19 protein-coding genes are annotated in these 23,452 nt (G+C 41.1%); 10 read left to right on the top strand and 9 right to left on the bottom strand.

The annotated features are described in order from the left end of the window. The first annotated feature begins 395 nt into the window (after positions 1-395). A complete protein-coding gene (locus AAEY97_RS14340; RefSeq protein WP_350999550.1) occupies positions 396-1,457 on the top strand; it encodes a PLP-dependent cysteine synthase family protein in 1,062 nt (353 codons plus the stop codon). A 91-nt stretch (positions 1,458-1,548) separates the two neighbouring features. Here the strand turns inward: AAEY97_RS14340 and queE are convergent, their stop codons facing one another. Beyond that, the gene (queE, locus tag AAEY97_RS14335; RefSeq protein ID WP_350999547.1) at positions 1,549-2,217 is read right to left on the bottom strand and encodes a 7-carboxy-7-deazaguanine synthase QueE; all 669 of its coding nucleotides are present in this window, start codon (positions 2,215-2,217) and stop codon (positions 1,549-1,551) included. A gap of 210 nt (positions 2,218-2,427) precedes the next feature. Between queE and queC the strand changes: the two genes are divergently transcribed. Beyond that, positions 2,428-3,135, top strand: a complete 708-nt coding sequence (gene queC, locus AAEY97_RS14330) for a 7-cyano-7-deazaguanine synthase QueC (protein ID WP_101088404.1) — start codon at positions 2,428-2,430, stop codon at positions 3,133-3,135. A 183-nt stretch (positions 3,136-3,318) separates the two neighbouring features. Then, on the top strand, positions 3,319-3,948 hold the full coding sequence (rrtA, locus tag AAEY97_RS14325) for a rhombosortase (protein ID WP_101088405.1): 630 nt from the start codon (positions 3,319-3,321) through the stop codon (positions 3,946-3,948). Between the two features lie 77 nt (positions 3,949-4,025). Here the strand turns inward: rrtA and AAEY97_RS14320 are convergent, their stop codons facing one another. Continuing rightward, positions 4,026-4,697 carry a hypothetical protein gene (locus AAEY97_RS14320; RefSeq protein ID WP_350999543.1) on the bottom strand — a complete coding sequence of 224 codons (672 nt, stop codon included), beginning with the start codon at positions 4,695-4,697 and terminating at the stop codon, positions 4,026-4,028. A 255-nt stretch (positions 4,698-4,952) separates the two neighbouring features. On the opposite strand from AAEY97_RS14320, the gene trhA reads away from it, so the two are divergent. The 3 genes from trhA (at position 4,953) to AAEY97_RS14305 (ending at position 7,132) form a co-directional block, all read left to right on the top strand. Then, positions 4,953-5,636 carry a PAQR family membrane homeostasis protein TrhA gene (trhA, locus tag AAEY97_RS14315; protein ID WP_101088407.1) on the top strand — a complete coding sequence of 228 codons (684 nt, stop codon included), beginning with the start codon at positions 4,953-4,955 and terminating at the stop codon, positions 5,634-5,636. Positions 5,637-5,752: 116 nt separating this feature from the next. Continuing rightward, positions 5,753-6,097: an MGMT family protein gene (locus AAEY97_RS14310; protein ID WP_350999540.1), complete on the top strand. Its 345-nt coding sequence runs from the start codon at positions 5,753-5,755 to the stop codon at positions 6,095-6,097. A gap of 75 nt (positions 6,098-6,172) precedes the next feature. Beyond that, positions 6,173-7,132: a DUF3108 domain-containing protein gene (locus AAEY97_RS14305; protein WP_350999564.1), complete on the top strand. Its 960-nt coding sequence runs from the start codon at positions 6,173-6,175 to the stop codon at positions 7,130-7,132. Here AAEY97_RS14305 and AAEY97_RS14300 read toward each other — a convergent pair. Next, on the bottom strand, positions 7,118-7,894 hold the full coding sequence (locus AAEY97_RS14300; protein WP_101088409.1) for a class II glutamine amidotransferase: 777 nt from the start codon (positions 7,892-7,894) through the stop codon (positions 7,118-7,120). The genes AAEY97_RS14305 and AAEY97_RS14300 overlap by 15 nt on opposite strands. 248 nt (positions 7,895-8,142) lie before the next feature. On the opposite strand from AAEY97_RS14300, the gene fadE reads away from it, so the two are divergent. Both fadE and AAEY97_RS14290 read left to right on the top strand, forming a co-directional pair. Further along, positions 8,143-10,590: an acyl-CoA dehydrogenase FadE gene (gene fadE, locus AAEY97_RS14295; protein WP_350999538.1), complete on the top strand. Its 2,448-nt coding sequence runs from the start codon at positions 8,143-8,145 to the stop codon at positions 10,588-10,590. A gap of 85 nt (positions 10,591-10,675) precedes the next feature. Further along, entirely contained in the window at positions 10,676-11,110 is a 435-nt protein-coding gene (locus tag AAEY97_RS14290) for a PaaI family thioesterase (protein WP_350999561.1), read from the top strand. Positions 11,111-11,371: 261 nt separating this feature from the next. Here the strand turns inward: AAEY97_RS14290 and AAEY97_RS14285 are convergent, their stop codons facing one another. The 4 genes from AAEY97_RS14285 to dapA form a co-directional block, all read right to left on the bottom strand. Continuing rightward, positions 11,372-14,467, bottom strand: coding sequence for an efflux RND transporter permease subunit (locus tag AAEY97_RS14285; RefSeq protein ID WP_162023019.1), 3,096 nt, complete (start codon positions 14,465-14,467; stop codon positions 11,372-11,374). Next, positions 14,464-15,546, bottom strand: a complete 1,083-nt coding sequence (locus AAEY97_RS14280; protein ID WP_101088413.1) for an efflux RND transporter periplasmic adaptor subunit — start codon at positions 15,544-15,546, stop codon at positions 14,464-14,466. The genes AAEY97_RS14285 and AAEY97_RS14280 overlap by 4 nt, the downstream gene beginning before the upstream one ends. Before the next feature lie 520 nt (positions 15,547-16,066). Further along, a complete protein-coding gene (gene bamC, locus AAEY97_RS14275; RefSeq protein WP_101088414.1) occupies positions 16,067-17,164 on the bottom strand; it encodes an NlpB/DapX family lipoprotein in 1,098 nt (365 codons plus the stop codon). A gap of 4 nt (positions 17,165-17,168) precedes the next feature. Continuing rightward, positions 17,169-18,053, bottom strand: coding sequence for a 4-hydroxy-tetrahydrodipicolinate synthase (dapA, locus tag AAEY97_RS14270; RefSeq protein WP_101088415.1), 885 nt, complete (start codon positions 18,051-18,053; stop codon positions 17,169-17,171). A 284-nt stretch (positions 18,054-18,337) separates the two neighbouring features. Between dapA and AAEY97_RS14265 the strand changes: the two genes are divergently transcribed. Further along, entirely contained in the window at positions 18,338-18,874 is a 537-nt protein-coding gene (locus AAEY97_RS14265; RefSeq protein ID WP_101088416.1) for a glycine cleavage system transcriptional repressor, read from the top strand. Between the two features lie 83 nt (positions 18,875-18,957). Beyond that, a complete protein-coding gene (bcp, locus tag AAEY97_RS14260; RefSeq protein WP_101088417.1) occupies positions 18,958-19,425 on the top strand; it encodes a thioredoxin-dependent thiol peroxidase in 468 nt (155 codons plus the stop codon). 141 nt (positions 19,426-19,566) lie between these two features. Here bcp and AAEY97_RS14255 read toward each other — a convergent pair whose 3' ends face one another. Beyond that, positions 19,567-21,726, bottom strand: coding sequence for a cation:proton antiporter domain-containing protein (locus tag AAEY97_RS14255; protein ID WP_350999535.1), 2,160 nt, complete (start codon positions 21,724-21,726; stop codon positions 19,567-19,569). Positions 21,727-22,208: 482 nt separating this feature from the next. After that, positions 22,209-23,378 carry a 2-methylaconitate cis-trans isomerase PrpF gene (prpF, locus tag AAEY97_RS14250; protein WP_101088419.1) on the bottom strand — a complete coding sequence of 390 codons (1,170 nt, stop codon included), beginning with the start codon at positions 23,376-23,378 and terminating at the stop codon, positions 22,209-22,211. Positions 23,379-23,452 lie beyond the last annotated feature (74 nt).

Raw genomic sequence — 23,452 nt, 5'->3', positions numbered from 1 at the left:
CGAGTGGCCAAAGGGATCAGACTGTAAATCTGACGGCTCAGCCTTCGAAGGTTCGAATCCTTCTCCCTCCACCATTTTACATTTTGCGATTGTTAATTGTATTTTAATCCAGATAACAATAAAAACACCATCAGTTCAAGTGCTAGAATCATTCCTCCTGTCATTTTTTGTCTCGTTAATACTTTCTGTTTTACCCTATCTCAGTGTTACAATTTATTGATATTCCTTACCTAATTATTTTCTGTATTACCTCCTGCTGTCATCTGTTGATTCTCCGGTACTGTCTTTCGTCTGCTATTTTTAATTAAATATGTTTGCTTATGTCGATAAACACTACTCTTAACTTTATATTTTAGTTATTATTTATTCCTTTTTGGAATAACGAGTATCATTGCATGTCATCTACTTGGGTCAATCAGGCCATCGCAAAAATAGAAGCCGATTTTCAACGGTCTGCAGACACCCATCTAATAAAATTAGATCTTCCACAACTTGTTGGAATAGATATTTATTTAAAAGATGAAAGTACTCATCCAACAGGTAGCTTGAAACATCGCTTAGCTCGATCACTGTTTTTATATGCGTTATGTAATGGCTGGATAAAAAAAGACACGCCCATTATTGAATCTTCATCTGGCAGTACCGCTGTTTCTGAAGCCTATTTTGCAAGATTACTTGGATTACCGTTTATCGCTGTCATGCCAAAAACGACCGCAAAAAAGAAGATTCAACAAATAGAGTTTTACGGTGCACGATGTCACTTTGTCGATAATGGCAGTCAAATGTATGCTGAATCAGAAAGATTAGCCTCTGAGTTGCAAGGCCATTATATGGACCAATTCACTTATGCTGAACGCGCCACCGATTGGCGGGGTAATAACAATATTGCTGATTCAATCTTTAACCAAATGGAAAAAGAGCCTCATCCTATTCCAAGTTGGATTGTCATGAGTCCAGGTACCGGTGGCACTAGTGCAACTATTGGTCGCTATATTCGTTATCAACAGCAACAGACGCAACTGTGCGTAGTCGATCCGGAAAACTCGGTATTCTACGATTACTTTCACAGTGGTGATGCGAGCATTATTAGCGATAAGAGCAGTAAAATAGAAGGAATTGGCCGGCCACGTGTTGAACCGTCATTTATTGCTGGTGTTGTTGACTGCATGATTAAGATCCCTGATGCCGCCTCTATCGCAACGATTCAGTGGTTAGAACAACTCATAGGGCGTAAAACGGGTGCATCAACTGGCACCAACTTATATGGGGCGTTGTTGCTGGCAACACAAATGCGTAATGAAGGTCAAACAGGCTCCATTGTGACCTTAATTTGTGATGCGGGTGAGCGCTATCTCGATACCTATTACAACCCGCAATGGATAGAAGACAATATAGGCTGTTTCGAACACTACCGAGAAAAACTCATCGCGTTTAATCAATCTGGTTTACTTGGTTAACCTGTTGAAATTAAAAAGCCGTTGAATATAGATTCAACGGCTTTTTTGCTTAAATACTGTGTGTGGTCATCATTAGCTCTAAAAAACACATTTAATCAATATTCAGATATTTATGTGTTTGAATCGATAAACGCCAGTTACGGCTAATACACATCTTCATGGCAAGTTCTGTTGCGCGCGCCTTTTGGCTAATAGGTTGTAAGCAAATGGTTTTATCAGTGACATCAATATTCAGCAATAATTCATCTAACTCTTCAATATGGTGTTCAGTGGCGATCGGATGCTTAATTTCATTAGCACGATTTAATGCTTGTTCGAGTACCTTGTAGCCACCTTTCATATTGATTTTAGGTGATACAGTCACCCAAACATCTGTATGACATTTCACCTCAAAAGTACCACTGGTTTCTATTTGTACCTGATAACCAGCCTCAATAAAAATCGTGGTTAATTCTGTTAAATCGTACAAACACGGCTCACCACCGGTTAGCACAATGTGCTTAGCAGTAAAGCCTTTATCTTGGAATGCTTGCACTAATGTGTGACCAGTATGATCAGCCCATCTGCCGATAGTGCCATCAACTTGAATCACTTGCTCGGCGGTCACTTTATTTTCGGGTAACACATCCCACGTTTGCTTAGTATCACACCATGCACAACCTACAGGACAACCCTGCAAGCGAACGAACAGTGCAGGAACACCAGTATATGTGCCCTCACCTTGTATTGTTTCAAATACTTCGTTAACGGGATATTTCATTGTTTACCTTACTTCTGCTGACAAGTATTGGCTACCTGGCTTATAACGGGGCGGCATTTATAGAGTATTTTAGCGTTAGCTGCAAGTATTTACACCTACAGCTTTGCAGTTGGGTCTGGCTTAGGTAACATATCAGTTCTATTTACCTGAACCACTAGGCGTTGATCACACCGATCTTACGAGTCAGTTCAGTACGTTAAGAGTATATCCATGTCAGATGCAAAGCAAAACACCCCAACTAAAGCCCTTGTTGTTTTCAGTGGCGGTCAAGATTCAACTACTTGCCTTATCCAGGCTTTATCTCAATATGATGAAGTGCATGGGATCACATTTGATTATGGTCAACGCCATCGTCAAGAAATCGAAGTGGCAAAATCTTTAGCAACAGAGTTGAAACTAACTAGCCATAAAGTCATGGACACCACCTTATTAAACGAGTTAGCCATTTCAGCATTAACACGTGATGCTATACCGGTATCACATGAGTTGATGAATAATGGCTTGCCGAATACTTTTGTGCCTGGACGTAATATTTTATTTTTAACCTTAGCAGGCATCTACGCTTATCAATTAGGTTGCGATGCTATTATTACAGGCGTGTGTGAGACCGACTTTTCTGGCTATCCAGATTGTCGTAATGAATTTGTTCAATCAATGCAAAACTCATTAGCGCTAGGAATGGATAAACCCCTCAAGATAATTACTCCATTAATGTGGCTTAATAAAGCTGAAACCTGGGCGCTGGCTGATAAATATCAGCAATTAGCTTTAGTGCAACATCAAACGTTAACTTGCTATAACGGCATTATTGGTAAAGGTTGTGGTGATTGCCCCGCTTGTGTATTACGTCAACGTGGCCTAGATGATTACTTGCAAAATAGTCAATCAGTGATGGACTCATTAAACAGTAAGCTATAATAGTATCGATAACATGCTGTCACTAACCGTAACGAATTAATGCAACTCGGCGGCGCGCTATTTTGATGACGACACCTACAGGCACACAGGTTAACGCCATGCGTTAATTTTGCGCTACAGTTAAGTTTAGTGTCTTTAGATAAATTAAATTGGCTTGTTTTGACGGTGCGAAAAGAGGATATTTTGCTAAATCATAAATCAAACACTGTTGGACTTTATCACTTTGTCGTTGCCATCAGCCTTATTTGTATTGGGCTTTTTGCGGCAGATATACCAACGCCTGCATTTTTGCCCATTGATCAGTATTTAAGTTATCAATATGACGCCATTACTGATGGACAAATATGGCGATTAATCACCGGTAACCTGTTACATACTAATTTATGGCATTTACTGATGAATTTGGCAGGATTATGGGTAATTGTGTTTTTACATGAAGTCCATTACAAGCGTCATCCAGGCAAATTTACATTGCTGTTTATCAGTTTGTGTATCTTGGAAGGTATTGGTTTATATTTGTTTTACCCTAGTTTAAAAGCCTATGTTGGGTTAAGTGGTTTGTTGCATGGATTATTTGCTTTTGGTGCGGTAATGGATATCCACAAGGGTTACCGTTCAGGTTATTTACTGCTGCTTGGTGTGATCATTAAGGTTGGATACGAGCAGATATTTGGCGCGACAAACAGTATCACCCAGTTAATTAATGCCAGAGTTGCCACTGAATCACATCTGGTGGGTCTCATTTGTGGCATCTTGTGTGCGTTATGCTGGTCAACGATTGCCCACCGCTTTAAATACCACAATTTACCTTAACGCTACACGCAAACGGTGTTTATTTTAACGCTGATTGCACATACTGATTGTACATACTGGACAAACAGTATGTGGAATTAATTTATTATAGGCTCTGCTGACTCAGACTCAATCTCTGGCCCATCCATTTCCTTAGACATCCCTGATTCAGGAACTTTTTCTGATTCAGATTCAATATCTTGGATTGCTGTATTTGATTGAGCTCGTTCAACTAACTTATCGTATTCAGCTTGAGTAATAAGATAACTTTTTAACGGAGGTAATGGTTTTGTTGTCTGTTCATCAGTCACCGGGACTTCTGTCATACCACTGATATCAACTCGACCAAATATCAACGCGATAGTGATAACGAACACATGTATTAAAATCACGACCAATGTGGTGTAACGACTGTTACTCACTGAAGCCACAAAACGTTGCCAAGCATTGCCACTAATGATTGGTTGATTGGGCTGCAATAAAAGTTCACTATTATCTGATACGGATCCCATCGCGCCAGTTAACTGCAACTGAATTTCATCAGCGACTTGTTGTTGATGATGTTGTAATTGTTTTTCATCTACCACTTCATCTTCTGTCTCAACAAAAGGTGTCACGCCTTTATCAAATTCAATACTCGCACTATCAATACTCGCACTATCAATACTCGCACTATCAACTTGCTGTGATAGTTTGTTATCCCAACGTGGATCAGCGCTATTGGTTATCGCAGATTGAAGCGAACTGGACTGTGGTTTTTTTTCAGACATAAAGACTAATTCACCAAGAATGATGGGCTAAGTATAACGTCAACAACGTCATTGAGTAGCACCTTATTTGTGCTGTTAATGTTTGAATTGGATTAATAAACGTTTACCCAATCAAACGTTAAAATAAAATTATCAGTAACCCAAATATGGACAATATTTTCAGCTTACACGTGTTCACCTAAATATAGCTATTTGGTTTTGAGGCTGATAGACTAACCTTGCTCAACATCCAATCAGCGTGATTTACAGGATATTATGAATTCATTATCAAACACTTTGGCATCTCAGCAAACCGTTGCGGTATCGAGCGGATCAGATTACTGCCAAGCAGAAGAAAAAGCTAATGCCCTTTCACATGCATTAGGCGTTATTGCTGGCATCATCGGCTTAATGTTAATGCTGATAAAAGCCCCCGATCATTTAACCTTAGTGCAAATTACTGGTGTGGCAATTTATGGCATTAGCATAATCGCATTGTTTCTTGCCTCTACATTATATCACTCAAGTAAAAGTGCACTGTGGCGTAAACGCTATAAAATGGCAGATCACTGTGCTATTTACACGTTAATTGCCGGCACCTACACGCCAATGATGCTAATCAGTTTACAAAGCACACAAGCCACGGTGGTACTTACTGCTATTTGGTCTTTAGCTTTGGGCGGGGTTATCTTTAAAACATTGTTTATCGGTCGCTTTAAAGCATTTAGCGTAGTGCTTTATTTAGTAATGGGTTGGTTATGCGTCACTGTAATGGGCGATTTAAAAACTCACATGAGCGATTTAGGCTTAAGCTTACTGCTTGCTGGCGGTTTATTTTATAGTCTAGGGGTGATTTTTTATGTTGGAAAACGCATTCCGTTTAATCATGCCATTTGGCATTTTTTTGTACTTGGTGGCGCATTCAGCCATTTTTTATGTATTTATCTCACCGTTTTATAACTGTTAAACGTAAAATCATATCTCATAAAATTACGGTTGTACTATGGCCGCAATTTTTCTATTATCTGTTGCTAATACACCACTAAACTCTGCTTGAAGACGTTATATGGGAGCACATGACTACACTGACGCCAATGGAGCGAATATGGTTTATTGTAAATATTATCCCTCAAGGCACTGTGCTACCTTATGGAATTGTTGCTGATTTAGCAGGGTTACCTGGTCGAGCACGTTATGTCTCTAGAGCATTGAAATTAGCGCCTGAAACACTTGGGCTCCCATGGCATAGGGTTATCAATAGTCAAGGTAAGATTTCCTTTGCAAAAAATACCGAACCTTTTCAAACACAGCAAGAATTACTAAGATTAGAAGGTATCACAGTGAACATAGGCAAGGTTTCGTTGTCTCAATATCAATGGAAACCCGATCTAGCCACCCTGGTAATGACATTACCATTTTAATCTTAGCTTATTCAGAATTCTAAACTTTAAGGTAATTATACATTGGTCAATAAATTAACTCGCTTATTCACTCTGATGTTGTCCACCTGTCCGATGTTTTTCGTACAGGCAACTGACATTCAACAACTCACTGCAGATACTGAGTCTACGGCTAAATTGGCTGTGTCAGAAACGGCTGTGATTACAGAAAAACTCGAGCAAATTAATGTCCCGGCTTCATTAGATGCAATCCAACAAGCTGCTATCTTATCGCCATTAACAGCCCACAGTGCTAAATATAATGTGTTTTATGGCAGCTTCGAACTAGGTGAAGCAAATTATCGTTTACCCGCAACAGACAGTGGTTTTTACAGCTATCATTTCGACAGCGATGTCAGTTTATTAATGCTGTCTGATCAACGTCATCTTACCAGCGAATTCACCCTTGAAAATGGTAAATTAGTCCCATTTCGATACATACAAGAACGCACTGGTACTGGCAGTGATTACACTGAACAGACTGCTTTTGCTAAAGCACAGAAATTTATTCATACCATTTATAAGCAAGAAGCATTAAAGCTACCATATGAAGAAAAGGTGTTTGATCCGTTAATGGTTCAATTACAATTCAGAATGGATCTAGCAGCCAACATACGACCATTAGATTATAAAATGGTTAAAGAAAAAGAAGTCGATGACTATCAATTTAGAGTCATAGGCAAAGAAAAAGTCACCATAAAAAGTGGTACTTACGATACCGTCAAAGTTGAAGTGGTGCGTGACAGTACCAAAAGACAAACATTTTTCTGGATGGCGCCTGATTTAGCTTACCTACCCGTTCGTTTAAGCCACTTTTCAAAAGGCAGCAAACAGCTCGATATTCAGCTAGCCAGCTACCAATTCGAAAAACCATTGCCTCCAATGACGCCCGTCGTCATCGACGGTCCTAAGCCTGAAGCTTCAACTACTGTGGATGAACTAGTCTCTGAAGCTGAAAATGACGCTGGCATTAGTGAGTCTGAATTAGATGAAATAAAACAGCTAGCTGTTGATTAACTCGCCTTTACGGAATAACTTCCACTCACCTGGTTGTAAAACAACCCAATTTTCATTATTGGTTAATGGTCTAGTCGCAATCACAGTCACCACGTCATTTGGCGTGGTTTCTTGGCTAAAATCGATAACTACATTGGTATCAATCAAGGTAGCTTGTCCAAATGGAGCACGGCGAGTGATGTGACATAGGTTGTTAGTGCAATAGGTCATTAAGTCTATGCCATTGCTCAACAACATATTAAAAACACCTAATTGTCTTATTTCATCTGCGAGCAGGCTTATATACTGAAACACTTCATTCATGTTTTCAGGTTCATACTCGCCAAACTTATTAACCACTGATTCCAATATCCAGCAAAAAGCCAGTTCACTGTCAGTATCGCCAACAGGCTGAAAACGTGACACTGAAAAAGTGGATTGATAATCGGTTAATTGGCCATTGTGCGCATAAGTCCAATAACGGCCCCATAGCTCACGACTAAATGGGTGAGTATTGACCAAGGACACACAACCTCGATTAGCTTGGCGAATATGACTTATCACGATTTCACTTTTAATCGGATATGACTTAATAAGTTCGGCAATATGTGACTTACTGCTAGGACAAGCATCTTTAAAAGTACGGTTACCTTTACCTTCATAGAAAGTAATTCCCCAGCCATCAACATGAGGACCAGTAACGCCACCGCGTTCAGCTAAGCCGGTAAAACTAAAAACAATATCCGTTGGCACATTGGCACTCATCGCCAGTAATTCACACATTAGCCTTGCCTTTTATGTTGCTATATTGAGCTAAACACTTTTGAAGAACGTATTGTAACTACTAAGCTAATTGAGTGGAACATTTCAGACACACAAATATTTAAACAATTGTTTGAAAAACACTTGTATTCGAGGCCCCATAAGGTTAACTTTTACGTGACACAGGTCTGACCACGTTCATTCTTGTGAATGAGATCAATAATAAATAAGCTATTTTGTCTACATAAATAGCTTTAAGGAGAAGTACATTGACCACCCTACTTTGGATCATCGCGATGATCTTTGTGCTCGGCGCCATGGCATACCTGCGGGTATCGTTATTATCTACAACAATTGCTGCGGCGATTGTGTTAGTTGTCGGTAGCACTTTGGACATTATTAGTGTAATTACATGGATTGTTTTCCTTGTCATTGCGCTGCCACTAAACATCAAATCATTCAGACAGAATTTTATCAGTCGTCCACTGATAAAAGTGTATCGCGGTATCATGCCAGAGATGTCTTCTACTGAAAAAGAAGCCATTGAAGCAGGTACAACGTGGTGGGAAGCAGATTTATTTGCGGGTAACCCTAACTGGAGCAAATTACACAACTATCCTAAAGCGCGTTTAACTGCTGATGAGCAAGCATTCATAGACGGACCGGTTGAAGAAGTATGTAAAATGCTCAATCAACACGAAGTGTCGCATGTGCTAGGTGACTTGCCACAAGATGTATGGCAATTCTTAAAAGATAACGGTTTCTTCGCGATGATCATTAAGAAGAAGTATGGCGGTTTAGAATATTCTGCTTATGCTCAATCTTGTGTATTACAAAAACTTGCTGGTGTGAGTAGCGAACTTGCCTCAACAGTGGGTGTTCCTAACTCGTTAGGCCCTGGTGAGTTATTACAGCACTATGGTACTAAAGAGCAGCAAGATCATTATCTACCCCGTTTAGCTCAAGGTTTAGAAGTGCCATGTTTTGCACTCACTAGCCCTGAAGCAGGCAGTGATGCTGGCTCAATCCCAGATTTCGGCGTGGTATGTAAAGGTGAATTCCAAGGCGAAGAAGTTCTTGGTATGAAGCTAACGTGGAACAAGCGCTACATTACTTTAGCACCTGTTGCTACTGTACTTGGTCTAGCGTTTAAACTACGCGACCCTGATCACTTATTAGGTGATAAAGAAGAACTAGGCATTACTTGTGCACTTATCCCTACTGACATTCCAGGTGTTGAAACCGGACGTCGTCATTTCCCATTGAACTGTATGTTCCAAAATGGTCCAACACGCGGTAACGAAGTGTTCGTACCACTAAGCTTCATTATTGGTGGCCCAGAAATGGCCGGCCAAGGTTGGAGAATGTTGGTTGAGTGTCTATCTGTAGGTCGTGGTATTACCTTACCGTCAAACTCAGCTGGTGGCGTGAAAACTGCCGCTATTGCTACGGGTGCTTATGCACGTATTCGTCGTCAATTTAAATTACCTATCGGTAAGTTAGAAGGCATCGAAGAACCAATGGCACGTATAGGCGGTAATGCTTACCTTATGGATGCGGTGGCGACGTTAACCACTACCGCTATCGATTTAGGCGAAAAGCCATCGGTTGTTTCAGCTATCGTTAAATTCCATTTAACCGATAGAATGCAAAAATGTATCATTGATGCAATGGACATACACGGTGGTAAAGGTGTGTGTCTAGGGCCGAATAACTACCTAGGCCGCGGCTATCAAGCTGCACCGATTGCGATTACTGTAGAAGGTGCAAACATTCTAACTCGCTCAATGATCATTTATGGACAAGGCGCAATTCGCTGTCATCCGTATGTATTGGCCGAAATGGAGTCAGCTTTTGATACTGATGCAAATCGTGGTTTAGCTAACTTCGACGCGGCTATCTTTGGTCATATTGGCTTTGCAACGTCTAACTTCATTCGTAGCTTCTGGATGGGCATAACCTCATCTCGTTTCTCGAATAGCCCTTACTCAGATAAAACCAAGCGTTACTATCAACAGATGAACCGTTTCAGTGCTAACTTAGCATTATTATCGGACTTAGCGATGGCTACACTGGGTGGAAACCTAAAACGTAAAGAACGTATTTCTGCTCGTTTAGGTGATTTATTGAGCCAGCTATACCTGACTTCTGCAACGCTAAAACGTTATGAAGATGATGGTCGTTTAACTGAAGATTTACCTTTAGTTCAATGGGCTGTTGAAGATTCGTTGTACAAGTTACAAGATTCGTTAGATGACTTACTGAACAACTTCCCAATGGGTTTAGGCATTGCACTTCGCGCCGTTATCTTCCCATTCGGTCGTCCAATTAAGCGCCCTAGTGATGTATTAGATCACAAAGTGGCTAAGATAATGCAAACTCCTTGTGCTAGTCGTGACCGTTTAGGTAAAGGCCAGTTCTGGACTGCATCTGAGTTCAATGCTGTAGGTATCCAAGAACAAACGTTTAAAGATATCCTTGCCGCAGAGCCACTGTACGACAAAGTCTGTAAAGCTGCGGGTAAGCGTCTGCCATTTATGTGGTTAGATAAAGTTGCTGCTGAAGGTAAAGCGCTTGGTGTGTTAAGCGACAGCGAAATCGCTTTACTTGAACGAGCTGAAATTGGTCGCTTAAAATCAATTAACGTTGATGATTTCGATACCGATGAGCTTCGTGCGCAACTAGCACCTAAAGCTAAGCAAGAAAAAGCAGCCTAGCTGCTAGGTTAAAACCTAAAATAAAAAGGGTAAAGCGCAAGCTTTACCCTTTTTTATCGCTAAAAATTGATGCTATCGCTCAAGGATAATAATGAAACAACTCACCGGATTACAACTGATGCAAGCCATGCTTAATGGCGACATACCTGCCCCGTCAATAACGCAAACCATACCGATGAAAGCTATCGAGGTCAGTGAAGGCGCAGTAACATTTGAAGCCCATGCAGATGATCGTCATTTAAACCCGATGGGCGGCGTACACGGTGGCTTTGCAGCGACAGTCATGGACACAGTAACAGCCTGCGCGGTTCATTCATCACTCCCTGCAGGTGTCAGTTATTCAACCATTGATTTGAACATTAAAATGGTTCGGCCTGTGCCACAAAACCAGCGATTGATCGCCAAAGGGAGCTTAATGAACTTATCAAAATCGTTAGGCATATCTGAAGGCACTTTAACCACTGAAACAGGTAAGTTACTCGCTACCGCTACAGCGACCTGCCTTATTCTGCGCCCTTAGGTAGTTGGCTAAACGGTACTTTGCACTTTGAACTTTGCACTGCTAGATGAAACGGCATAATAATACTTATTCCATTAGTAATTAACTCCAGCGCTGCCATTCCGTTTTCAGTTTAAATGCCTCGATAAAGCCAAGTTTGCTCCTCGTAAATAATTGAAACAAAAAAGCCAGTCACTTCAATGACTGGCTTTTTTATATATCCTGATTTCAGGTTGTATCAGTGATTACGAATCAAGGATAACGAATCAATGCTAAACGTGATTAGCCTTCTTTTAACTCTATCTCTAACTGCTTAGCGACCGCTTCTGGTGAGCTGCTATTACGAGCAAACAAGCTATAAGCAACAGGAATAACGATTAAGGTAAAGAAGGTTGCCAGTAAAATGCCTGATAACACCACGACACCAATAACAAAACGAGTTTCAGCCCCTGCACCACTGGATAACACTAATGGAATAGCCCCTGCCGCAGTCGTAATACCGGTCATTAGAATAGGTCGTAATCGTTGAGTCGAAGCCTGCAAAATCGCTTGTTGAAATTCAACACCACGGTCTCGTAATTGATTGGCAAACTCAACGATTAAAATACCGTTTTTAGCCGCCAAACCAACCAGCATGATAATGCCAATTTGACTGTAAATATTAATACTCTGACCGGTAAACCATAACCCAATTAACGCCCCTAACGTTGCTAACGGAACGGTTAACATGATCACCATAGGATGAATATAGCTTTCAAACTGAGCTGCAAGCACCAAAAATACAATACCTAATGCGAGTAAGAACACAAAGTTCATCGAGTTACCCGACTCTTGGTAATCTAACGATGGCCCTTTATAACTTATCACCGCTTCTGCAGGCAAATAAGTTGTAGCAAGATCATTGAGATAATCTAACGCTTCACCCAGAGTATAATCATCGGCCAAATTGGCCTCTAAGGTAATAGCACGCATACGATTGTAACGATTTAACGAGCTGGCATCGGCAAACTCTTCAATCGAGACTAAGTTCGATAACGGGATCAGTTCTTGCGAACGATCCGAACGAACGTAAAGATTCTGCATATCCGTAGCAGTACTTTGATTGTCACGATTACCTTCGACAATCACATCATACTCTTCACCATCGCGCATAAAGGTTGTCACCAAGCGCGATCCAAGCATCGACTCTAATGTTCGGCCAATATGCGCAATTGATACCCCTAAATCTGCTGCACGTTCACGGTCAATCACCACTCTTAACTGAGGCTTGGTTTCTTGGTAATCGTGATCTAAACCAATGAGTTTATGATTTTCTTTGGCTTTCTCGAGCATAATGTCACGCCAATCAGCCAGTTCTTCGTAGCTTGGGCCACCAATCACAAACTGCACTGGTTTACCCACACCGCGACCAAAGGCTTGGCGCATTATCGGGAATGCACGAATACCGGCTAAATCTGATAGACGATTACGGATATCGACAATAATTTCATTGGCACTGCGACGTTCAGCCCAATCTTCCAAAACGATAATAGCCATACCGTTAGAAAAGTCTGATGCGGTGCCAAAGCCACGAGGAGCGCGGATCAATAAGCGCTTAATATCGCCACTTTCAACCAAAGGCATTAAGCGGCCTTCAACTTCATCCATGTATTTTTCGATGTATTCAAAGCTGGCACCTTGAGGTCCATTGACCATTAAAAACATCGAGCCACGGTCTTCTTGTGGAGCAAATTCTTGAGGAATTTTATTCAATAAAAAACCACTTAATGCAAACGAGATTAATACGATTAATGACACTAATACAGGTCGCTTAACCCCTGCTTGCAAGCTTATCAAATACCAGCCCGATATCTTGCTCATCATTTTATCTATTTGTTTAACCAGCCAAGGATCTTGTGTTGCAGGCTTTAATAACTTTGAGCACATCATCGGACTTAATGTTAACGCCACAATACTGGAAAAAATCACAGCCGCACTCATGGTGACAGCAAATTCTTTAAACAGCTTGCCTAAATCGCCCTCTAAGAAGGTAATAGGCATAAATACAGCTACCAGTACCAAAGTCGTTGCCACGATGGCAAAACCCACTTCACGCGCACCTAGAAAGGCTGCTTTAAGCGGAGAATCACCTTCTTCAATCCGTCGATGAATATTCTCTAACATCACAATGGCATCATCAACCACCATACCAATCGCCAGGATCATCGCTAATAGGGTCAGTAAGTTGATGGTATACCCTAGTGCATATAGCACTATAAACGTCCCCATTAAGGATACGGGCACAGTGATGGCTGGAATTAACATCGCCCTCACCGAGCCTAAAAACAAGTAAATAACAATAATCACTAACACCATGGCGATAAACAGTGTTTGATAAACCTCATCAATAGAAGCTTCAATAAACACCGAGCTGTCGTATGAGCGTTTAATCTCCATGCCTGCTGGCAATGTGGGGTTAAGTTTGTCTACCAACGCATTAGCAGCGCGTGCCACTTCAAGGGTGTTAGCGGTAGATTGCTTGCTGACCCCTAAACCAATCATTGCCTCTTTGTTACCTCGGAAAATAATCCGCTCTTCCTCGGAGCCGATTTCTACCTTGGCAACATCGCTTAATTTAACTAAATAACCATCATCGCCCTGCATGATCACCAAGTTAGAAAAATCTTCCGCCGTTTTAAATACCCTGTCCAGACGCACGGTAAAATGACGTTCTTTGGATTCAATAGAACCCGCTGGTAACTCAACGTTTTCAGAACGTAATGCAGCTTCGACATCAGATACCGTTAGGTTGCGCGATGCTAATGCTTGGCGATCGATCCAAATTCGCAGCGCATACACTTTGCCGCCACCTAAACGTAACGTTGACACACCATCGATAACTGAAAATCTATCCACTAAATAACGATTTGCGTAATCAGTCAGCTGCAAGATATCCATTTGGTCGGACACCAAATTGAGCCACATAATGACTTCATCACTGCCGTTAGCTTTGTAAATTGAGGGAGCATCAGCTTCTTCAGGAAGCTGTTCTAATAAACCTGAAATACGATCACGAACATCATTGGTCGCGGCTTCGATATCTCGATTAATATCAAATTCAATGGTAACGCTTGAACGGCCATCACTGCTTGACGAACTTATATGACGGATGCCTTCAACACCACTTATCCTATCTTCGATAAGTTGAGTGATTCGACTTTCAACCACAGAAGCACTGGCGCCACGGTAACTGGTCTCGACCGACACAATTGGTGGATCGATATTTGGATATTCCCGCAAGGGTAATTTATCGAATGATACCAAGCCTAAAACAATCAATAAGATACTAATAACAGATGCAAAAACAGGCCGTTTAACCGATAAGTCAGTTAATATCATGCTGACGTCTCCATGCCTTCTACTTGCGCAAACTTAAAGTTTTCTGCTTGCTCAACCTGAACTTTATCTCCTGGTCGAACTTTTAAAATACCGCGAATAATCACTTGTTGATCAACCTTAAGCCCGTCGGTTATTTCAACCCAGCCACGAGTCCGGCTGCCTAAAGTTACCTGCTGCTGTTCAACAACATTTTCAGCATTTACTACATAAACAAAATGCTTATTTTGAATAGGAATAATTGCGGCTTCAGGTAATAGTAATGCTTCACGACTTTGCTTAATAAGGCGCACTTTCATCAACATGCCGGGCAGTATCTTAAAATCATCATTAGGCATTACCGCGCGTACCACTACCGCTCGAGTATCTGGGTTAACGCGGCTATCAATCGAAGTAACAACGCCTTTAAATATCTGGTCGGGATACGCAACCGCTTTGGCTTCAACGAGTTTGCCTGGTTGTAATTCTTGAATAAAACGCTCTGGCACAGAAAAATCTAATTTAATTTTACTCACATCGTCTAGGGTACTAATTTGCTCACCTGGGGTCACTAAGCTACCCACACTCACTTGGCGTAAACCTAATTTACCTGAAAATGGTGCTTTAATTGCGCGGTCTTCTAGCGCAGCTTTAGCCTGCGCAACTTCTGCACGAGTGGTATCAATTAAACTTTGTAAGCGGTCACGCTCTAATTCAGCAATCGTTTTGCTGGTGACCAATGTACGAATACGATCTAATTCACGTAGATTTTCAACTAACTTAATTTCGGTTACGGCTACTTTTGCTTTATGTTCATCATTTCTCAGTTGTACTAATAACGCCCCTTTTTCAACTAAATCGCCATCGTTGAAATTAATACTAGTGACAATTTCAGTGATTTTGGATGTAACGATAATAGACTCATAGGCTTTACCCGTACCCAATGCTTCGACTTCATCACGAATAGGCATAATCGCCACCTTGGCAACCACAACATTAGGTATGGGTCTTGGACGTTGAACTATCGCTTCTTTAGGAGACAGTAAATAGTAAGCCGACAGTGCAGCTAGCACTATGGCGATCAGTACGATTATCTTTTTCATTTCGAGTCCGTAACCATCAAAGGTTGCATGAATTATATATATGATTTTCTATTTAATGTGATTGTACTTAGCAATAAATCCACATCAAGTTGTTTTACTTTTGCTTACAAATTACGAACAGATTAAACAAATAGTTCACCCTTGGTAAATATGCATTTTATTCACATTTTTAGCGTGATTTATGCATATTTGGTTATTTATACGCATTATTTGAATATTTAAACAATGAAAACCCAAACTGTTCGACACATGCTGTGACAAATCGAGTTTGGCTTCAGATTCAATCGGGGCATATGTTGCCAGGGATAACGGCTATAAATTTGTACTGCCTAATATTGTTATTGCTCAACAATAAAGCCTGTATGTTAGGGATACTACTTGAAATGGATAATTCAAACTGGGTTGATAGGTGCTGAATAGCGTCCTATTGAATAGAATAAAAATGGTAACTTGCAAATGAGCAAAATAAAAAGAGACGCTCGATGCGTCTCTTTCCTGCTTAATTACCAAACCATAAACCTTAACGGACTTTACGGTCTTCTTGCATTAGATCAGAGATAATTTTGTACACTTCGGTAATAGACTCATCCGATAACGGTTTGTCTTCTACATCATGCAGTAATATTTTAGTCTGATTAGCATCATCAGTTTCTTTAAGCAGTAAACGATAATTGCCTTTTTTCAATGACAATTTTTCTTCGCTCCACAAAGAGCTCCAGAAACCACCGCTTTCTTCTAAATTAATATAAAACAGGCCTTTGCTGTTATCAGTATCAACAACATCAAAACCCATTTCCGGTAATACTAGGCGTAAACGATCCCATACCGACTTATAGTTTGCTTCGGCTAACCAATAAGCAGATTCAGTAGCGTTAGTGACTAAATCAACTTTAATACCAAGGCTTTGCTCAATTCGTGCAGCACGGATAGATTGATCACGTTTAATGCTCATATAAGCAATAGCATTATTTAGCATATCAGTGGTATAACGACGTTTGTCTTCACCGCTTAATAAAATTTTCTGATCTTTATCATCGTAAAACTCTTGATGCTCAACCAAATCAATCGACACAGAACCAGAACGGCCATGTGGTTTCACATCAACTTGGTAACGATAACGCTGACGCAGTTGATAAACCTTGTCACTGCCCCACCAATTAGATTCAATGATTTCATCATTTTCAATCCAATCTGTTTCAATAAAACCAGCGCTAAGGTCTTCGCTACGAACAGCGATGTTATTTTTGCTTAGATAACCATCAATGACATCAAAAATTTCTTGTTTTAAATCAGTAGTACTTTCAATCGATTCAATCACCACACGAATACTATCACTGCTTTCTTCGATGTGTGTGCCTTCAGCCATTGGCAATACTTGCAATGGCGCACGGATATCAAGATTCTTGCCTACAAGCTGCTTGTTAACGTTATTACCAACAGCAGGTATGTCATATTCTTTGCTATAAGTAGGCGTATTCAAGCCCTGTGGGATCGTCAATAATGGCGTAGTTTCAGCATTAACGAAATCATCATTACCATTGGCCTGACGGCGATCTAATGGCGTACTGCAAGCTGATACAGCTGCAACAAGGAGTAACGGAGTGACTTTCTTTAACATGAATTTATTTTACCTCAATATGAGCTTGTTTCATTGTTTCTATTAACAGACCATGAAACTGCTCAGAAAGTTCAGTTAAAGGTAAACGAATATGACCATTAGCTATCAAACCCATTCGATGAACAGCCCATTTCACTGGAATTGGGTTGGCTTCACAAAATAACGAGCGATAAATACCCGTTAATGGTTGATCGATTGATTCAGCTAATTGTGCATTTTTGGCTAATGCAGCATCACACATGGCTTTAAACGCATGTGGAACAATATTATTTGCCACTGAAATCACGCCATTACCGCCCAGCAATAAAAACTCACGTGCTGTGGCATCATCGCCGCTATAAAGTAAAAAGTCTTCACCACAAAGTTCACGTAAACGCGCAACACGGCTTAAATCACCGGTGGCTTCTTTTACACCAATAATATTACTGACACTTGATAATTCAGCCACAGTTTCTGGTTTCATATCAACAGCAGTACGGCCTGGTACATTATAAAGAATTTGAGGAATATCAGTACTTGCAGCAACCGCCGTATAATGGGCAATTAATCCCTTAGGCGACGGTTTATTGTAATAAGGAGTCACGCCAAGCATGGCAACAACACCCGATTTTTGCATTGATTTGGTTAACTCAATCGCTTCTGCAGTGGCATTGGCGCCATTACCACCAATCACAGGAATACGACCTGATGCAAACTTAACAGTTTGGCTGACAACAGCCGCATGCTCTGTCATAGGCAGAGTTGCAGACTCGCCTGTAGTACCGACCGCGACAATGGCATCAGTACCTTGTTCAATATGGAACTCAACAAGTCTTTCAAGACTTGCATAATCTACTGTGCCATCACTATTCATTGGTGTGATTAAGGCTACGATGCTTCCGTTTATCATCTATCTTCCCCACGGTTTCAGGATTCGCTATGTTACTGATGCCAACCACTAATGACAAGCTCTACGGTAACCATAATCTGAAATAAGTCATTTATGCTATTTAATGCAGCGTAACCTAGCATCTTTGAAGCCATAGCGCTAAAAAATAATCACATTTATGTGAGTGATATAGGTTACTATATTGAGGTGTTTTAGTGAAAAATGATAGCATTAACACCCGCACCAAAACTGACATGCTTCGGCATAAGTTTTCGCTCTAAGATATCAAAAAGTGAGGAAAATCCATGACCAATTATCTGGTCGTTACGGCAATGGGCGCAGACCGCCCAGGATTAGTGAGTCGTTTAGCGCGTTTAGCAAGTGATTGTGATTGCGATATAGTCGACAGTCGTATGGCATTATTTGGTAATGAATTTACCCTAATTATGATGATATCAGGCTCCTGGTCAGCTATAACAAAAATTGAAAGCTTATTGCCTGTGCTGAGTGTAGAACTTGAACTCATGACGGTCATGAAGCGAACGTCCAAACATACCCCAAAAAACTTTGTGTCTCGTATTGAAGTGATATTCAATGGTGAAGACCAACGCGGAACTATGAAGAGCATTACCCAGTTTTTGGCCGAAAGAGGCCTCGACTTAGCAGCTGTGCGCTCCCATGCGGATGACAATGATAGTCTTAAAACTCAGTCTATTTTATTAGCAATCAATATCCCTGATAAAATCAACCTATTGAAGCTTGAACAAGGTATTCATGAACTGGCCGAGTCTATGTCTCTAGAGTGCAGCATCAAGCGCATGCAGGGTATTGCCGCGCCATAACTACTCAGTTCACCTCTCGTTGATGTGAACCTTGTACGTGCTGATAACGTAATATTTGCATCTTATCTGATAAAGGATCAATCATGAACACATTAAACGTTGGTGATACTGCACCAAATTTTACTCTGCAAAATCAAGCAGGCGAAGCGGTATCACTGCAAGACACCTTGTCTAAAGGTCCTGTGCTAGTGTATTTCTACCCTAAAGCATCAACTCCTGGTTGCACAGTGCAAGCACAAGGCCTGCGCGATATCAAAACACAACTTGATGGTTTGAAGGTGACAGTATTCGGCATTAGCCCAGATCCTGTGGCTAAACTGGCCAAATTTGCCGACAAACAACAACTCAACTTCACGTTACTCAGTGATGAAGACCATGCGGTTGCTGATGGTTTTGGCGTATGGGGAGAGAAAAAATTTATGGGTAAAATTTACGATGGCATTCATCGCTTAAGTTTTATCGTCGGTACTGATGGCAAAATCAGCCATGTGTTGAATAAATTCAAAACTAAAGATCACCATGAAGTGGTTCTGGCCACGTTAGCTAAGTAATTTACTAGAGGTTTCTTCCTCAGATAAGTTTTACGCTTCATGAAGTAATAAAAAAGGGCTTAGCAATAAATTGCTAAGCCCTTTTTTATTACTGCTATTTCAAATATCGACACCAAACCGTTAACGCCTAAGCGCTAACATTTACACCGTTTTAGCATCGCTCGATTGCTGTGGCTTTTCTTCGTCGGTTGCAGTCTCTGCATCACTCGGCTCGGTTGCAGCGCTTGCAGCTTGTTTAGCCTTCTCTTGTGCGGCTAACTCTTTGGCTAGAATAGCTGTTTCTTGCTTCACTAATGCAGCCTCTTCATCAGCTAATAAGCGGGCTTTTTCTTGTTGTTCAAATAGCGCTAGCTCTTCTTCTTTACGGCGTGCTTTTTCAATAGTGCGTTGCTCGGCTTCTTGTGCTTCGCGAACAGCTCTTGCTTCAGCGGCCACTTTTGCTTCTGCTTCGGCGGCTATTTTAGCTTGGCGGTCGGCTTCGTCATCTAATGCTCGCTGAATAACAGCTTGGTCTTGCGCTTCTTGTGGCAATAAGCTTATTAACTCTATACCCACTGGTAACACTATCGTTTCAACACCAGATATGACTTTAACCTTGCCTTCTTTAGTTAAATAAACCAATGGCATAGCTGTATCACCATAACGTTTTTTGAAATGGTCATAGGTAAAGTTTTCAGTAATATTGGTAATTTTCAATACTGCGCCTTTAGCCATTAAACTGGCAATTTTGGCGTAAGATATATTCTCACCAAATAAACATAAGCGCTTGAGATAAGATTCAGACAACTGATGACGAGCACTGGCGCTGTCAGCGTTGTTTAAACCATAGACTTTTTCGGTGCCCATTAAATCTTGAAAGTGAAACGTCACCAACGGATTTAATTGACGGTATGGCGACATCACAAGCACTCGACCAATACCACTTAAGTCCATGAAATTAGATGCATGCTCTGACGCTGGGTTACCAAAATACACCGGAATATTGTCCATGCGCGCTTGGCGAATGCTATCCCAGTTGTTATCCGCTAGAATCACCTTAATATTTTTCGAAATTAAAATAGAAGCTAATTCACGCGAGAATTTAGACGCACCAAAGATTAACACTCCTTGATTAGAGCCCTCTTTCACGCCTAAAAACTTAGCCCAACGACCGGCAGTTAAGCTTTGAATCACCACCGTACCAATAATAATTAAGAATACTAACGGTACAATTGAACTGGCACCTTCTAAGCCAACTGTTTCAAGTTTTATGGCAAATAATGATGAAATAGCCGCTGCAACAATACCGCGAGGCGCAACCCAACTTAAAAACCACTTGTCATTAGACGACAAATTGGTGCCTAAGCCTGAAATCCAAATACTGAGTGGACGAGCAATAAACATCGCTACTAAAAGCACCCCGACACCACCAAGTCCTAGATCAAGCATGGCGCCAGAATCCAGACGTGCCGCCAACAAAATAAACAACGCAGAAATCAGTAGTACAGTTAGGGTTTCTTTAAATTCTAAAATGTCAGCAATATCAACGCCGCGCATGTTTGCTAACCAAATACCCATTACCGTTACCGTTAACAGGCCAGACTCTTCTTGTAAAATGTTCGAACCAACAAAAATACCCAGCATAATGGTTAATACTGCGGTGTTGCGTAAGTAATGCGGGAACAAGTTTTTACGGATAGCTAAACCCGTTAAGTAACCGCCTGCTGCACCTAAGCCAAAACCAAGCACTAAGGTTAAGCCTAATGCATTCAATACGTGTGTGGTTGGGTCGGCTGTAACGGCGATATATTCAAATACCAATACAGCAAGTAACGCACCGATAGGATCAATAACGATGCCTTCCCAGCGTAATATACTGGCTAAATTTGATTTAGGTTGCACCGTACGCAACATAGGCACAATAACGGTTGGACCTGTCACCACCACTAATGCGCCAAATAACATGGCAATTGCCCAGTCAAAGCCAAGCAAATAATGCGCCGCAGGTGCAATGCAAGCCCAGGTAATAAATGCGCCGATGGTGACAAGGTGGGTCACCATTCGTCCATGTTCTTTAATTTCTTTAAAGTTAAGTGTCAGCGCACCTTCAAACAGGATGACCGCAACACCTAACGAAATAATAGGAAACAATAAATCACCAAAGATTTCATCTGGGTCTAATATTCCTAATCCTGGCCCTAACAGTAAACCACATAATAAAAGTGGTAAAATTGCTGGCAGACGTAACTTCCAACCAACCCATTGACACAAAAGCGATAACACACCGATTAATGCCAGCATGCCTGTAATGTGTTCAACCATAATTGTTTCCTTTTGTATTGCTATCATTGCCAATGACTAACTTAAAATAAGCAATGCGACTCACGTTAATATCGTGCTCTAAATGCATTCAACTCGACTGTTTTATAACAACTTAATCAGCCAAATCATCAATTGATGATTAATCTATTGTGATTAATCAATCTTCTATTAATCGATAAAACCTACTGATATTTCCTTTTATTACATCATAATTACATGATGCTTATATGTCTGAACCCGTAAAAAGCAGCTGACAAAATTCAGCATATAACATACTAATTTAACAATAGGATCAAGGCTTTTTTTGACCAATATCACATTTTATATCTTTTGGGTATTTTTGGGATAAACATCTGATTTACATAAGCAAAAGACAATATAAGTTTAAACGCTAATCAATTGTTTTTTTTATCTATTAATCCCGTATAAACAAAAACCTCAGCAAAAGCTGAGGTTTTATTTATAACATATACATAACGTGATTATTGTGGAATGCTCACCTTACCTTCCATTAATACTCGCGCACTTCGGCTCATAATAGCCTTTTTAACTTGCCATTGACCTTGCACTAACACCGCTTGAGCACCCACGCGTAGCGTGCCAGATGGATGACCAAAACGAACCGCACTCAGCTCACCACCGCCAGCAGCCAAATTAACTAATGTGCCAGGAATCGCCGCGGCAGTGCCAATGGCCACTGCTGCTGTGCCCATCATCGCATGATGCAGTTTACCCATAGAAAGGGCCCGCACGACCAGATCGATATCGTCAGTATTAACCGCTTTGCCACTGGATGAAATATAACCCGCAGCAGGCGCAACAAAAGCCACTTTAGGGGTATGTTGACGAGCAGCCGCTTCATCAATATGGTTGATTAAGCCCATTTTTACTGCACCATAAGCCCGAATAGTTTCAAACATGGCTAAGGCTTTATCGTCATTATTAATGTCATCTTGCAACTCAGTACCTTGATACTGAATATCGGCTGCATTAATAAAAATGGTTGGAATGCCCGCATTAATCATGGTGGCGTTAAAGGTCCCGACGCCTGGTACGTCAAGTGCATCGACCACGTTACCTGTAGGAAACATAGCGCCATCACCGTCGGCAGGATCTAAAAACTCCACTTGCACTTCAGCTGCGGGAAACGTCACACCATCAAGTTCAAAATCACCGGTTTCTTGTACTTCACCGTTGGTAATAGGGACATGAGCAATAATGGTTTTATGAATATTGGCTTGCCAAATACGCACAATTGCGGTGCCATTTTCAGGCACTCGGCTTGGATCGATTAAACCATTACTAATGGCAAATGAACCGACCGCCGCGGTTAAATTACCGCAGTTGCCGCTCCAATCAACAAACGGCTTATCAATCGATACTTGACCAAATAAATAATCAACATCGTGATCAGCTTGAGTACTTTTGGATAAGATAACCGTTTTACTGGTACTTGACGTTGCTCCGCCCATACCATCGGTGTGTTTACCGTAAGGATCGGGACTGCCAATAACCCGCAATAATATTGCATCACGAGCTGCACCAGCCACTTGAGCGGCTGCAGGCAAGTCAGTCAGGCTGAAAAACACCCCTTTACTGGTGCCGCCGCGCATATAAGTCGCTGGAATTTTCATTTGTGGTAAATGAGCCATCACATATTCCTAAAATAACAAAAGACCAAAGCGGCAGCCCATCAATAAGCTTATAAACTGCCGATTAAGTAAGG

The sequence above is a fragment of the Shewanella sp. TB7-MNA-CIBAN-0143 genome (genome assembly GCF_040310065.1).
In the GTDB taxonomy this organism is placed as follows: domain Bacteria; phylum Pseudomonadota; class Gammaproteobacteria; order Enterobacterales; family Shewanellaceae; genus Shewanella.
This window is presented reverse-complemented; position numbering and strand designations above follow the sequence as displayed.

What these genes read in the sequence shown, in the direction of transcription:
- trhA (WP_101088407.1), top strand. Translation starts at nt 4,953, where the DNA reads ATGAATTCATTATCAAACACTTTGGCATCTCAGCAAACCGTTGCGGTA.
- AAEY97_RS14340 (WP_350999550.1), top strand. Translation starts at nt 396, where the DNA reads ATGTCATCTACTTGGGTCAATCAGGCCATCGCAAAAATAGAAGCCGAT.
- AAEY97_RS14265 (WP_101088416.1), top strand. Translation starts at nt 18,338, where the DNA reads ATGACCAATTATCTGGTCGTTACGGCAATGGGCGCAGACCGCCCAGGA.
- AAEY97_RS14310 (WP_350999540.1), top strand. Translation starts at nt 5,753, where the DNA reads ATGACTACACTGACGCCAATGGAGCGAATATGGTTTATTGTAAATATT.
- bamC (WP_101088414.1), bottom strand. Translation starts at nt 17,164, where the DNA reads ATGTTAAAGAAAGTCACTCCGTTACTCCTTGTTGCAGCTGTATCAGCT.
- AAEY97_RS14300 (WP_101088409.1), bottom strand. Translation starts at nt 7,894, where the DNA reads ATGTGTGAATTACTGGCGATGAGTGCCAATGTGCCAACGGATATTGTT.
- AAEY97_RS14255 (WP_350999535.1), bottom strand. Translation starts at nt 21,726, where the DNA reads ATGGTTGAACACATTACAGGCATGCTGGCATTAATCGGTGTGTTATCG.
- dapA (WP_101088415.1), bottom strand. Translation starts at nt 18,053, where the DNA reads ATGATAAACGGAAGCATCGTAGCCTTAATCACACCAATGAATAGTGAT.
- AAEY97_RS14320 (WP_350999543.1), bottom strand. Translation starts at nt 4,697, where the DNA reads ATGTCTGAAAAAAAACCACAGTCCAGTTCGCTTCAATCTGCGATAACC.
- queC (WP_101088404.1), top strand. Translation starts at nt 2,428, where the DNA reads ATGTCAGATGCAAAGCAAAACACCCCAACTAAAGCCCTTGTTGTTTTC.
- AAEY97_RS14280 (WP_101088413.1), bottom strand. Translation starts at nt 15,546, where the DNA reads ATGAAAAAGATAATCGTACTGATCGCCATAGTGCTAGCTGCACTGTCG.
- prpF (WP_101088419.1), bottom strand. Translation starts at nt 23,378, where the DNA reads ATGGCTCATTTACCACAAATGAAAATTCCAGCGACTTATATGCGCGGC.
- AAEY97_RS14305 (WP_350999564.1), top strand. Translation starts at nt 6,173, where the DNA reads ATGTTGTCCACCTGTCCGATGTTTTTCGTACAGGCAACTGACATTCAA.
- queE (WP_350999547.1), bottom strand. Translation starts at nt 2,217, where the DNA reads ATGAAATATCCCGTTAACGAAGTATTTGAAACAATACAAGGTGAGGGC.
- bcp (WP_101088417.1), top strand. Translation starts at nt 18,958, where the DNA reads ATGAACACATTAAACGTTGGTGATACTGCACCAAATTTTACTCTGCAA.
- AAEY97_RS14285 (WP_162023019.1), bottom strand. Translation starts at nt 14,467, where the DNA reads ATGATATTAACTGACTTATCGGTTAAACGGCCTGTTTTTGCATCTGTT.